This window comes from Elizabethkingia occulta, from assembly GCF_002023715.1.
Taxonomy (GTDB): domain Bacteria; phylum Bacteroidota; class Bacteroidia; order Flavobacteriales; family Weeksellaceae; genus Elizabethkingia; species Elizabethkingia occulta.
This window is the reverse complement of record NZ_MAHX01000015.1, coordinates 121,330-134,221: the sequence shown is the minus strand read 5'-3', so window position 1 is coordinate 134,221 and position 12,892 is coordinate 121,330. Positions and strand designations below refer to the sequence as shown.

Genomic DNA, 12,892 nt, shown 5'->3' with positions numbered 1-12,892 from the left:
TCTAGTTAATCGTATAAGATGTCCCTTCTCTTCCGTCTTTTAGTTCAATACCTTTTTCCAGAAGGCGGTCTCTTATCTGATCCGACAACTCCCAGTTTTTAGTCTTTCTTGCCTGATTTCTCAGTTCAATCAATAACTGTAATGTTTCATCCAGTTTATCACTTCCCGTTTCTTCTGTTATCGTTTGTAATCCCAGCACATCAAATACAAAAGCATTCAGCTTTTCTTTTAGCAATGCAAGGTCATCTGCTGTAATTGTTTCTTTCCCGTCTTTAAGAAGGAAAATCCATTTTACAGCTTCAAAAAGATGCGATATAAGTATCGGACTATTAAAGTCGTCAACAAGCGCAGAATATGCTTTATCCAGCCACTCCATAACATTAACCGTAGATGCATCGGATGGTTGAATTTCATCTAACATTTTTACAGCGTCCATCAAACGGCTAAAGCCTTTTTCACTCGCTAGCATTGCTTCATTGGAAATATCTAACACACTTCTGTAGTGTGCCTGCAGAAAACAGAAACGTAAAACGCTTGGATGGAATGGCTTTTCGAAGAAGCTATTATTCCCGGTAATTAACTCCATTGGCAGAATATAATTACCTGTAGATTTACTCATTCTTTGCCCATTCATCGTTAGCATATTGGCATGCATCCAGTAATTTACCGGCTCTGTACCATTGCAAGCTTTCCCTTGGGCAATCTCACATTCGTGGTGTGGGAATTTAAGATCCATTCCGCCACCGTGAATATCGAATTTATCTCCAAGATATTTAGTACTCATTGCAGTACATTCCAGGTGCCATCCCGGAAAACCTTCTCCCCAGGGAGAAATCCAACGCATAATATGTTGTGGAGATGCTTTTTTCCAAAGTGCAAAATCCTGTGGATTTTTTTTCTCGCCCTGTCCATCCAGATCACGGGTATTGGCAAAAAGCTCTTCTATATTTCTGCGGCTTAGTTCCCCATAATTAAGTCCTCTTGCATTATATTCCAGAACATCGAAATAAACGGATCCATTACTTTCGTAAGCAAATCCCTTTTCAATTAACTTTTTTGTCAGTTCAATTTGCTCGATGATATGACCTGTTGCTGTTGGCTCTATTGTAGGCGGAAGCAAATTAAATTTCTTTAGTACTTCATGGAAATCGACCGTATACTTCTGTACAATTTCCATTGGTTCTAATTTTTCCAGTCGGGATTGCTTAATGAAACGGTCATTATCTATATTCCCGTCATCCGTTAAATGCCCAGCATCCGTAATATTTCTTACATACCTTACTTTATATCCCAGAAATTGCAGGGATCTATATATAAAGTCGAAGGAAAGAAAAGTTCTTACATTTCCTAAATGAACATTACTATACACTGTAGGTCCGCAGACATACATTCCGACGTTTCCGTCCAATATGGGTTTGAAGTCTTCTTTTTCTCCTGTAAGCGAGTTATATATTTTAAGTTGCATTATTTATAATGTTGTTTAAAGTGAAAGATTAAAATGATCTTGTTGTAGTTTTCTCCCAATATAATTACTATTTGCCACAACAAATAATTGTAGCTAGAAAAATCCGGTTCGAAACTTTTTTAAATTTTATCATTTTATATTACTTTAATCCAGTTTTGCATGGCTCCCTACATAATGAAGGAATTCCTGTCTTGTGATAGGATTTGTTCTGAAAATACCACTTAGTTCTGCGGTAATTGTTGAACTTGCTGTATCTTTTATACCTCTGCAATTTACACAAAGATGTCTTGCATCTATAATACAAGCTACATCTTTAGTTCCCAAAGCCTCCTTCATCGCTCCTACAATCTGCATTGTAAGACGCTCTTGTACCTGCGGACGCTTTGCATAATAATCTACAATTCTGTTGATCTTGGAAAGTCCGATTACTTTACCATTGGATATATAAGCTACGTGGGCCCTTCCTATAATAGGAAGAAAGTGATGTTCGCAGAAAGAATAAACAGTAATATCCTTTTCTACTAACATCTGTCTATATTTATATTGATTCTTAAAAGTAGATATTCCGGGTTTATTTTCAGGAAGTAATCCACCAAAGATTTCATTGACATACATCTTCGCTACACGCTTAGGTGAATCTTTCAGACTATCATCCGTCATATCCAGTCCAAGTGTTTCCATTATCTCACTGAAAAGACCTTCAATCTTCTGAACTTTTTCATCTGCAGACAGCTTAAAAGCATCTTTTCTTAGTGGTGTATGTTGATTTCCGTCGTAAATATCATCGTCATTATCAAAAAAATCATTCATTCTGTAATATTTTCAAGCAAAAATAATGAATAAAATCAGGATGAAAGAATCCAGATTAAATTTTAAATAATTCGTTTTTAGAACCTTAATTTTTCAAACCACGTAAATCATCAAAATTGAGTAAAAAAATAGCAAATGATTCGATTTTTTATATATTTGCAGTTGGATTAACAATTTTTAAAATACATTTACTATGTCAGACATCGCATCAAGAGTTAAAGCTATCATCGCTGATAAGCTAGACGTGGAAGAAACTGAAGTAACACCAGAAGCTAGCTTCACTAACGATTTAGGAGCAGATTCTCTGGATACTGTTGAGTTGATCATGGAGTTCGAAAAAGAATTCAACATTCAGATTCCTGATGACCAAGCTGAAAAAATTACAACAGTAGGACACGCAATCGCTTATATTGAAGAAGTAGTCAACAAATAATTGTTGAAGAACATTAAAGAAAATTTATGGAATTAAAGAGAGTAGTAGTAACTGGCTTCGGAGCCCTTACACCGATAGGAAATAATGCAAATGAGTACTGGGAGAGCCTTGTAAAAGGTACAAGTGGAGCAGCGCCGATTACTCTTTTTGATTCCACTAATTTTAAAACTCAATTTGCCTGCGAGGTTAAAAACTTCGATCCTTTAAACCACTTCGACAAGAAGGAGGCTAAAAAAATGGACCGTAACTCGCAATTAGGGCAGGTTGTTGCACGTGAGGCGATTGCTCACAGTCGTATTATTGAGGACAATGTAGACAAAGACCGTGTAGGTGTTATCTGGGGATCCGGAATTGGCGGGCTTGAAACTTTTGAAACTGAAGTTTTAGGATACGCTGCGTCAAATAGCATCCCAAGATTCAACCCTTTCTTTATTCCTAAAATGATCGCCGACATTACGCCGGGGAATATTTCTATAGAATTTGGATTCCATGGTCCTAACTATACCACAGTTTCAGCTTGTGCTTCTTCTGCCAATGCAATTATTGATGCTAAAATGCTTATTCAGTTAGGCAAAGCGGATGTTATTGTTTGTGGAGGATCTGAAGCAGCTGTAACAGCTAGTGGTGTAGGTGGCTTCAATGCTATGCATGCACTTTCAACAAGAAATGACGATCCTAAAACAGCTTCCCGTCCATTCGACAAAGACAGAGATGGTTTTGTATTGGGTGAAGGAGCTGGATGTATCATTCTTGAAGAATACGAACACGCTGTAAAAAGAGGCGCTACAATTTATGCCGAACTACTGGGTGGAGGTCTTAGTGCAGATGCTCACCACATGACAGCTCCACATCCGGAAGGGTTAGGTGCTTATTTAGTAATGAAAAGATGTCTGGATGATGCCGGAGTTACTACTGATGAAGTAGACCACATCAACATGCATGGTACTTCTACTCCATTAGGAGACATTGCGGAATCTCAGGCAATTGCTAAATTATTAGGTGAACACGCATTTGATATTCAGATCAATTCTACTAAGTCTATGACGGGGCATTTATTAGGTGCAGCCGGAGTTATAGAATCTATAGCAGCATTAGGCACTATTATCCACGGAATTGTTCCTCCAACGATCAATCATTTCACAGATGATGAGAGACTGGACAGCAGACTTAACTTTACTTTCAACACAGCAGTGAAGAAGGAAGTAAATATTGCAATGAGCAACACTTTTGGATTTGGAGGGCATAATGCCTGCGTTTTATTCAAAAAGATTTAATGGAGATTAAAAGCTATTTTTCCAATCTTTTAAAAAAACGAACCAAAACTTTATCCGATAAAGATAAAAATTTTAAAGCCGCCATTAATAGACTGGTGGGCTACAAAGTGAATGACCTTAGATTATTCAAAGAGGCCTTCACGTTAAAATCTCCGAACACCACAAAAGAAGCCTTCAACTACGAAAGATTAGAATATCTGGGGGATGCTGTATTAGGAAGTATTGTTTCCTGTCACATTTTCCATGAATATCCTAATGCCAATGAAGGTTTCCTTACACAGATGAAATCTAAAGTGGTAAACCGTAAAAATTTGAATGCACTGGGAGAGCGTTTGGAACTTACCAGATTTTTACAAAATAAAGAAGAGAACACCACTTTGAGTGAAAATATCCACGGTAATCTTTTCGAAGCATTAGTTGGCGCTATTTATCAGGACATAGACTATGATAAATGTAGAGAAATAATCTTGGGCCAGCTTCTGACTAAACAGGACATCCTTAATCTGGAAAATAAGATTATCAGCTACAAAGGATTATTACTGGAGTGGGGTCAAAAGCAAAAAATACATCTCCGTTTCGAAACTACTGAGGAGAACTATGTCAACAAGACTGTTCATTTCCGTAGCAGCGTATGGATGGAGGACAGACAAATTTCCAATGCATCCGAAGCTTCCAAGAAAAAAGCTGAGGAAAAAGCTGCACAGCGGGCTTACTACGCATTGCAAAAAAAAGAAAACATTAATGGCGAAAGTAAAAAAAATACGCCTTGATTTTGATGATGATGAAGCTATAACCGTCGGGCTTATCCGCTTGACGAAACCCGTTTCATACCATCAGTTTTTTTTTGACATTAATCGTTGTAACGAATTCCAATTTCACAGAACAGAAGACTTTATAACCCAAAACGGATTAACAGAATATGAATTCTTGTCCATGCAGGGATATGATAAAGGTGAAAAAAACTGTTATCAGATAATAGCTAATAAATCCTTCAAAAAGGAAGAAAACACGCCGTCTAACCTCTTTGAAGGTTTACAGGAGATACATTATCTGCTGGAAGAACACCAAGATGTCGATTTCTTAATAAAAACTCAGGATTCGTTTCCCGATTTTTCCTTAATTTTGTTTCCTGAAAATGTGATCTTTCCAATTCAGGAATATCAAATTCAACCTGAAGAATTAATATACCAATATATTCAAGAAAATGAGTGAATATCTAAAGAAAACTAAAATTATTGCAACCCTTGGGCCTGCATCCTCAAATAAAGAGACAATCCTGCGCATGGTACAAGCCGGAGCAGATGTTATCAGAATTAACTTTTCACACGCTGATTACGATCTGGTAAAACAAAACATTAACCTTATCCGTGAGATTAATGCAGAGTATGGTTTCTCTACGTCTATTTTAGGAGACCTTCAAGGACCAAAGCTTCGTGTAGGTGTTGTAAAAGAGGGTTCTTACCTGAATCCTGGAGATGTACTTACCTTCACAAATGAAAAAGTAGAAGGTGACTCTACAAAAGTGTACATGACTTATGAAAGATTCCCGTTGGATGTAAAAGTAGGAGAAAGAATCCTTATCGACGATGGAAAGCTTGTTTTAGAAGTTATTGACACTAATGGTAAAGACACTGTTAAAGCAAAAACAATACAAGGAGGTCCTCTAAGTTCAAAGAAAGGGGTAAACCTTCCTAATACTCAGATATCTCTTCCTGCATTGACTGAAAAAGATATCCAGGACGCTAACTTTATCTTGGATAATGAATTCGACTGGATCGCTCTTTCATTTGTACGTCATGCACAGGATATCATAGACCTGAAAGAACTTATTTCTAATCACCCGAACGGAAAATTATTCCGTACACCAATTATTGCTAAGATTGAAAAGCCTGAAGGTGTGAAAAATATCGACGAAATTCTTGCAGAATGCGACGGTATAATGGTGGCACGTGGAGATCTTGGTGTAGAGGTTCCTATGGAAGAAGTTCCATTAATTCAGAAGAAACTAGCTGAAAAAGCAAGAAAATATTCTAAGCCTGTAATCGTTGCAACCCAGATGATGGAGACAATGATCAACAGCATGACTCCTACAAGAGCCGAAGTAAATGACGTTGCAAACTCTGTATTAGACGGAGCGGATGCGGTAATGCTATCTGGTGAAACATCTGTGGGTAAATATCCGGTAGACGTTGTAAAAACAATGGCTAAGATTGTAAGCAACATCGAGAATACTCAGATGTACAGTACAAGAAATGAGCCTATAGAAAAGATTAACTGTGTAGACGACCGTTTCATTACAGATTCTGTTTGTTATTCAGCTGTAAGAATTGCTGAAAAAACAGATGCTAAAGCGATTGTAACACTTACTTACTCTGGTTATACAGCATTCCAGATTTCATCTCACAGACCGAATTCTCACATCGTAGTATTCAGCTCTAACAAGCGTGTACTTACAATGCTAAACCTTCTTTGGGGTGTAAGAGCATTCTTCTATGACATGAAAAAATCTACGGATGAAACTGTTATTCAGGTTAATATGCTTACATGGAACTATGGTCTTGTAGAGCAAGGAGATTTCGTAGTTAACCTTAACGCGATGCCGGTTCACGAAGGTGGAAAAACAAATACACTTCGTTTAACGACAATCTAAGAAGATCTATTCTTTTATATACAATCCCTGTCAGCAGACAGGGATTTTTCGTTTTTTAGTCCATCACTAAATAATTGTATATTAGGACAAATTAATACATGGACAAAATTATTCACTCTTTTAGCGACCTTGTATGGTCCGATGCTCTCATTTATCTTTGCTTAATTACCGGTCTTTATTTTTCTATCCGAACAGGATTTCTTCAGGTTACCTATCTGAAAGATATGGTGAAACTTCTCTTCAGTAAAAACGAATCTGACAAAGGGATTTCATCATTTCAGGCATTTTCATTGGCCATTTCGGGGCGTGTAGGTACCGGAAATATTGTGGGAGTTGCCACAGCTATAGCTATGGGAGGCCCGGGTGCTGTATTCTGGATGTGGCTCATTGCATTTTTGGGCTCTGCATCTGCTTTCGTAGAAGCTACTCTAGGACAATTGTACAAACAGGAATCTAATGGTGAATATCGTGGTGGAGCCGCTTATTATATAGAAAAAGGACTTGGAGTAAAATGGTATGCAGTGTTATTCGCAGTTCTTACCATTATCAGTACAGGCTTATTACTTCCGGGTGTACAGAGCAACAGTATTGCTTCTGCAGTAAACAATTCTTTTTCTATAGGAACAGAACACTATAATTTTCCTCTGGTTGGAGAGCTGCCGGTAAACTATGTTGGAATCCTGATTATTGTCCTATTGGCATTAATCATATTTGGGGGTGTAAAAAGACTTGGAAAAACAGCCGAATTTGTAGTTCCGTTTATGGCAGGAATTTATATTCTAATGGCAGTCATTATTATTGTTCTCAACATTAAAGAAGTTCCTTCCGTTTTAAAACTTATTTTCAGTTCTGCATTCAATATGAATGCTACCTTTAGCGGGATCTTCGGGATGGCCATAGCCTGGGGAGTAAAAAGAGGAATTTATTCTAATGAAGCAGGTCAGGGAACGGCACCACATGCTGCAGCGGCTGCAGAAGTAAAACATCCTGCTCAGCAAGGTCTTGTTCAGGCGTTTTCAGTTTATATAGATACACTATTTGTATGTTCTGCAACGGCATTTATTATCCTGTTTACATGGCAGTATAACGTATTAGGTCCGAACGATACATATTTGGTACAAAATGTTCCGGGAATTGATTATACAGGCTTTACACAGGCCGCAGTCTCTCATGTTTTCCCTGGTATTGGTAAACAGTTTGTTGCTTTTGCATTATTCTTCTTTGCCTTTACTACTATTATGGCTTATTACTATTACGCGGAGACTAATATTTCTTATCTGATTAAATCCGGCAATAAGAAAACATATATTTGGATTTTAAGAGTTGTCTTCTTGTTTGCGGCATACTTCGGAACCGTTAAAGAAGCTAAAATTGCATGGGCATTGGGAGATCTTGGAGTAGGATTAATGGCATGGGTAAATATTATGGCCATTCTCCTTCTGGGGAATATTACCCTAAAAGTGTGGAAAGACTATAAGCTTAAAAAGAAATCCGGGAATATGTATTTTAATTCCAAAGAAGCAGGAATTAAAAATGCTGACTTTTGGGAGAAATAATTTCTTGGAATAGATTCCATTATATAAAAAAAACCGACAGCTGACTGTCGGTTTTTTTTATTAAAGTGTTCCTATAATACTTTTAGGAATTGTAAATTCTTTTAGCGCAAATAAGGATAACTCTGTACCATATCCTGAACGCTTAGCGCCTCCCAAAGGCATATCAGGCATAGATTTAGTCATTTCATTAACACCTACAGCTCCGGATTCCAGATTTTCAGCAAAAAAGAAAGCTTTCTCTTTATTCCTTGTCCAGATTGAGTTCCCCAATCCAAACCTTGTATTATTTGCCAGCTGTAAACAGTCGTCATCGCTCTTTCCGATTAATACCATTCCTAGGGGGCCAAAAAGCTCCTCTTCAAGAATAGGATTGCCTTCATTCACTCTCATCAAGCCTGGTTTAAAAACAATATCCGAGATTCTCTCTAATGGAACTATTGGTTCAGCTCCATTATCCAGTGCCTTTTTATATTGAGCTTCCAAATCATCGGCTAAATCTTTACGGGCCATTGCAGAAAGTTTAGTTTCTTTATCGTTAGGATCTCCCGGAACATATTTTTTGAATTCTTCAATAAATTTAGGAAGGAATTCGTTTTCAGCATTCTGATGGATAATAAATCTTTTTGCGGCTACACAAGTTTGTCCGCAATTCTGAAGCCTTGACTCCGCTCCTACTCTTGCTGCTTTATCGAAATCAGCATCTTCAAGAATAATAAAAGCATCGCTTCCGCCCAGTTCTAAAACTGATTTTTTAATATTTGTACCTGCAATAGACGCAACAGATGCTCCGGCAGGTTCACTTCCGGTAAGGCTTACCCCTTGTACCACAGGGTTCTCTATAATCCCCTTAATTTCTTTATGTCCAGCTTCCAGATTCAGGAATACTCCTTTAGGAAATCCTGCTTCTGTTAGTATTTTTTCTATAGTATTTCCGCTTTCAAAACAGATCGAAGCATGTTTTACCACGACTGTATTCCCTGCCAGTAATGCCGGAACAGCGAAACGAAGCACCTGCCAGAAAGGATAATTCCATGGCATTACACCAAGTATAACTCCCATTGGTGTATGATGAACTTCACACACATTGAATTTAGTCTTTACTTCTTCCGGCTTTAATATATTCTCTGCTTTCGCATAATAATTCATCATCAAAGCACATTTCTCAATCTCAGCTATAGACTGAGAAATAGGCTTATTCATCTCACGTGTGATGATCTTTCCGTATTCTTCGGATTTATCTAACAGCAGCTGTGCTGCTTTCGCCAACAATTCCTGCTTTTCCTCAAAAGTTACCTTTCTCCATTCTCCAAAAGCTTTATCAGCTTCCAGCAACTTATTCTCAATTTGTTCTGTTGTAAGCATTTTCTGTTTTATATATTTTCTATATCATTAACCATTCATTTACTAAAGATGCCGCCAGTCGCGCTGTTCTGTCCTGAATATCATAGACAGGATTTACTTCAGCAACATCTAAAGCTTTTAATTTATTATTCCGTAAAATATGTCTGTATAACAGCATAAATGCCTGATCCGTAAAAATTCCGTTATAGGCTGAAGCACTTACACCAGGTGCGATAGACGCATTAAAAACGTCCATGCATATCGTAACATACAGCACATCTATTCCGTCCAAAAATTCATCTATCCTTGGATATAGCTGTGCCAGATTTTCGAAAAAGAGCTCATCTGCAAGAATATACTTCATCCCATACTGGTGTGCAGCATCAAATAATTTCAGAGTATTACTATTTCTTTGAATTCCAATATGCAGAGAGTGGATTTTTCCCTCATTAGCAATCTGCCAGAATCCTGTTCCGGACGAAGCTAAATTATTTTCCGGTTCTCTGTTATCAAAATGAGCATCGAAATTAATAATGCCAATTTTCTTACCCGGAAAAGCTTTTTTTATACCTGAGTAATGTGCATAAGTAACTTCATGCCCGCCACCTAATACAATACTTTTACCCTTATTTAGCAATCCGCTGGCTACAGCATCTGCCAAGCTTTGTTGTGTTTTTTCCAGATTTTCATCCGGACAGTATATATCCCCGAAATCAAAAAGCCTTAAGCTAGGTGATACCACCGGGAAATTACTCATATTCTTTCGGATAACATTGGGGGCTGCTGCTGCTCCTACCCTGCCTTTATTTCTTTTCACGCCCTCGTCTACTGCAAAGCCATGCAAAAAAAAGCTGTTATCTATAATCTCTTTATAATCTGCTATATCTTCAACTGCCTGAAAAAGCCTTCTGCTTAATAAGTCTTCGCCATCAAAACGGCCAGACCAGATTCTTTCCATATTAGTATTTTTCTCCTTTGATGTAAACAGCACTTGGCTCTAATGCACCCTGTCTGTATAATACATTCTGATAGTTATCTGTTTTAAAGCAAACCATGTCTGCTCTTTTCCCTTCGGATAATACACCACGGTCTTCAAACCCTAAAGCATAAGCCGATCTGAATGTAATCCCCGCTAAAACTTCTGCTGTAGATAACTTCTGGAATGCTGCGAGAATTGAAGCCTGTGTAACCAGCTTACCCATTGGTGCTGAACCAGGATTCCAGTCTGTAGCAATAGCTAATATTCCGCCTGCATCTAATATTTTACGGGCCGGAGCAAAAGAATCTCCTAAACCAATACTTGCTCCCGGAAGTGCCACCGCAACTGTATTTGATTTTGCTAAGTAGTCAATATCTTCATCAGAAGTTGCCTCTAAATGATCGGCAGACTTAGCACCACATTCTACTGCTATACGCGAGCTTCCAGGCGTAAACTGATCCGCATGAACTGTGATTTCAAATCCCATTGCTTTTGCTTTTTGTAAGAATCTCTTACTCTCCTCCGGCTGAAAAGCAGATTTCTCAATAAATACATCTACTCTTTCTGCCAGATGCTCTTCCTGAACAACAGGCAAGATATACTCTAATACGTAGTTAAGGTATTCTTCAGAATCTCCGATGAAATCCTTAGGTTTCATATGTGCTGCAAGGCACGTAGGTATCAATTTCGCTGGTGTTTTTTCTTTAGCATGATTAATAGCTCTCAGCATTTTCAGCTCACAATCCAGCTTTAATCCATAACCACTTTTAATTTCTATCGTTGTGATTCCCTGACGAACAAGGTCATCTATTCTAGTGCAAAGTGTTTTATGCAATTCTTCTTCCGTTGCTTCACGGGTATGCTTTACAGAGCTCCATATCCCACCTCCGGATTCTGCAATCTCCAGATATGTTTTTCCACTATTACGCATCGAGAAATCATTGGCGCGATTTCCGGCAAAGCAGATATGTGTATGGCAGTCTGTAAATGCAGGCATAGCAATTTGGTCTCCTTCCATTTCTTCCAAAGTAACATTTGGAAATTCTTTTCTTAAAGTTTCAAAATTGTCAACTTTAACGATTTTACATGACTCAATTAATATCCCGGCGTTCTCTATAATTTCCAGCTGTTCATCTTTTAAACTACCTCGTAGAGGTAAGTTGGCAAGTGTTACTACTTGCTTAAAAGGTCCGATTATTTTCATCTCACTAATTTACGATAAAAATAGAAATTTGATTGCGCTTTATTTTTTTATAAATTTGACTCTACACAAATTTAGTTATGCCTAACTTCCTTCACCCCGATAAAGAGAATTTTTCCGATGATGAGCTTTTTCAGGAAGATCATATTCGTCCGCAAAGTTTCAGAGATTTTGCTGGGCAGCGCCAGACATTGGAAAACCTGGAAATCTTTGTTGCGGCAGCCAAATCCAGAAACAGTTCTCTGGATCACGTCTTATTACATGGCCCGCCGGGATTAGGAAAAACGACTTTAGCACACATTATTGCCAATGAGCTTGGCGTTAACTGCAAGCTGACTTCTGGTCCGGTATTGGATAAACCGGCAAATCTTGCAGGATTACTAACAAATCTGGAGGAAAATGATGTATTGTTTATTGACGAAATTCATAGACTATCTCCTGTAGTCGAAGAATACCTGTATTCTGCTATGGAAGACTTTAAGATCGACATTATGCTGGAAACCGGTCCCAATGCACGTTCGGTACAGATAGGGCTAAACCCTTTTACACTGGTAGGCGCAACTACGCGTTCCGGTATGTTAACAAAACCATTACTTGCCAGATTTGGTATCCAGTCCAGACTGGAATATTATAACATCGAATTGCTTTCTACGATTATACAAAGAAGTGCAAGGGTTATGGGCATCAAAATCTATGAAGACGCTTCAATAGAAATTGCCAGAAGAAGTCGTGGTACCCCAAGAATAGCTAATGCTTTGCTGCGAAGGGTTCGTGATTTTGCAGAAATAAAAGGCAACGGAAATATTGAAATTGAAATTACCAAATTTGCTCTGAATGCATTAAAAGTTGATGAATATGGTCTTGATGAAATGGATAACAAGATATTGAGAACCATGATCGAAAACTTTAAGGCACGCCCCGTTGGTATCAGTGCTTTGGCTACTTCTATTGGAGAAAATCCGGAAACGTTGGAGGAAGTCTATGAACCTTTTCTTATTCAGGAAGGCTTTATTATCCGTACTCCGAGAGGGCGTGAAGTAACAGAAAAAGCCTATAAGCATCTGAATATGGCCAAGCCTAAGAGACCAGACGAGCTTTTTTAATTTATCAGTTTATTAACTTATCTTTATAGTATAGCATTGTCTCCTAAGGACTTTGTCAAAATCTATTGTTTCAGATAAAA

The 12,892-nt window shown here is 38.0% G+C and carries 12 protein-coding genes; 7 read left to right on the top strand and 5 right to left on the bottom strand.

Annotation, left to right across the window (positions count from 1 at the left end):
• Position 1: 1 nt before the first annotated feature.
• Together cysS and folE are read right to left on the bottom strand one after the other, a co-directional pair.
• Positions 2 to 1,465: a cysteine--tRNA ligase gene (cysS, locus tag BAZ10_RS10065; RefSeq protein ID WP_078771949.1), complete on the bottom strand. Its 1,464-nt coding sequence runs from the start codon at positions 1,463 to 1,465 to the stop codon at positions 2 to 4.
• Between the two features lie 144 nt (positions 1,466 to 1,609).
• Positions 1,610 to 2,275, bottom strand: coding sequence for a GTP cyclohydrolase I FolE (gene folE / locus BAZ10_RS10060; protein ID WP_078771948.1), 666 nt, complete (start codon positions 2,273 to 2,275; stop codon positions 1,610 to 1,612).
• Between the two features lie 193 nt (positions 2,276 to 2,468).
• On the opposite strand from folE, the gene BAZ10_RS10055 reads away from it, so the two are divergent.
• The 6 genes from BAZ10_RS10055 (at position 2,469) to BAZ10_RS10030 (ending at position 8,188) form a co-directional block, all read left to right on the top strand.
• Entirely contained in the window at positions 2,469 to 2,708 is a 240-nt protein-coding gene (locus BAZ10_RS10055) for an acyl carrier protein (protein WP_002976354.1), read from the top strand.
• 26 nt (positions 2,709 to 2,734) lie between these two features.
• Positions 2,735 to 3,982 (top strand): beta-ketoacyl-ACP synthase II, encoded by a 1,248-nt coding sequence (fabF, locus tag BAZ10_RS10050; protein WP_034867870.1) that lies wholly within the window; start codon positions 2,735 to 2,737, stop codon positions 3,980 to 3,982.
• The gene (locus BAZ10_RS10045; protein ID WP_034867872.1) at positions 3,982 to 4,752 is read left to right on the top strand and encodes a ribonuclease III family protein; all 771 of its coding nucleotides are present in this window, start codon (positions 3,982 to 3,984) and stop codon (positions 4,750 to 4,752) included. The genes fabF and BAZ10_RS10045 overlap by 1 nt, the downstream gene beginning before the upstream one ends.
• Complete coding sequence (locus BAZ10_RS10040; RefSeq protein ID WP_009085607.1) at positions 4,724 to 5,194, top strand: IPExxxVDY family protein; 471 nt, start codon at positions 4,724 to 4,726, stop codon at positions 5,192 to 5,194. Before BAZ10_RS10045 ends, BAZ10_RS10040 begins: the two co-directional genes overlap by 29 nt.
• Positions 5,187 to 6,632, top strand: a complete 1,446-nt coding sequence (gene pyk, locus BAZ10_RS10035) for a pyruvate kinase (RefSeq protein WP_034867875.1) — start codon at positions 5,187 to 5,189, stop codon at positions 6,630 to 6,632. Before BAZ10_RS10040 ends, pyk begins: the two co-directional genes overlap by 8 nt.
• Positions 6,633 to 6,730: 98 nt before the next feature.
• Positions 6,731 to 8,188 carry an alanine/glycine:cation symporter family protein gene (locus BAZ10_RS10030; protein WP_078771947.1) on the top strand — a complete coding sequence of 486 codons (1,458 nt, stop codon included), beginning with the start codon at positions 6,731 to 6,733 and terminating at the stop codon, positions 8,186 to 8,188.
• Positions 8,189 to 8,248: 60 nt separating this feature from the next.
• On the opposite strand, the gene BAZ10_RS10025 is transcribed toward BAZ10_RS10030, so the two are convergent.
• The 3 genes from BAZ10_RS10025 to hutI are packed head-to-tail and all read right to left on the bottom strand — an operon-like array spanning position 8,249 to position 11,712.
• Positions 8,249 to 9,550 carry an aldehyde dehydrogenase family protein gene (locus BAZ10_RS10025; RefSeq protein WP_078771946.1) on the bottom strand — a complete coding sequence of 434 codons (1,302 nt, stop codon included), beginning with the start codon at positions 9,548 to 9,550 and terminating at the stop codon, positions 8,249 to 8,251.
• Between the two features lie 19 nt (positions 9,551 to 9,569).
• Positions 9,570 to 10,487: a formimidoylglutamase gene (hutG, locus tag BAZ10_RS10020; RefSeq protein WP_078771945.1), complete on the bottom strand. Its 918-nt coding sequence runs from the start codon at positions 10,485 to 10,487 to the stop codon at positions 9,570 to 9,572.
• 1 nt (position 10,488) lies between these two features.
• Positions 10,489 to 11,712 (bottom strand): imidazolonepropionase, encoded by a 1,224-nt coding sequence (gene hutI, locus BAZ10_RS10015; RefSeq protein WP_078771944.1) that lies wholly within the window; start codon positions 11,710 to 11,712, stop codon positions 10,489 to 10,491.
• Positions 11,713 to 11,789: 77 nt separating this feature from the next.
• Between hutI and ruvB the strand changes: the two genes are divergently transcribed.
• Entirely contained in the window at positions 11,790 to 12,812 is a 1,023-nt protein-coding gene (gene ruvB / locus BAZ10_RS10010) for a Holliday junction branch migration DNA helicase RuvB (RefSeq protein WP_078771943.1), read from the top strand.
• The last annotated feature ends 80 nt before the right edge of the window (positions 12,813 to 12,892 follow it).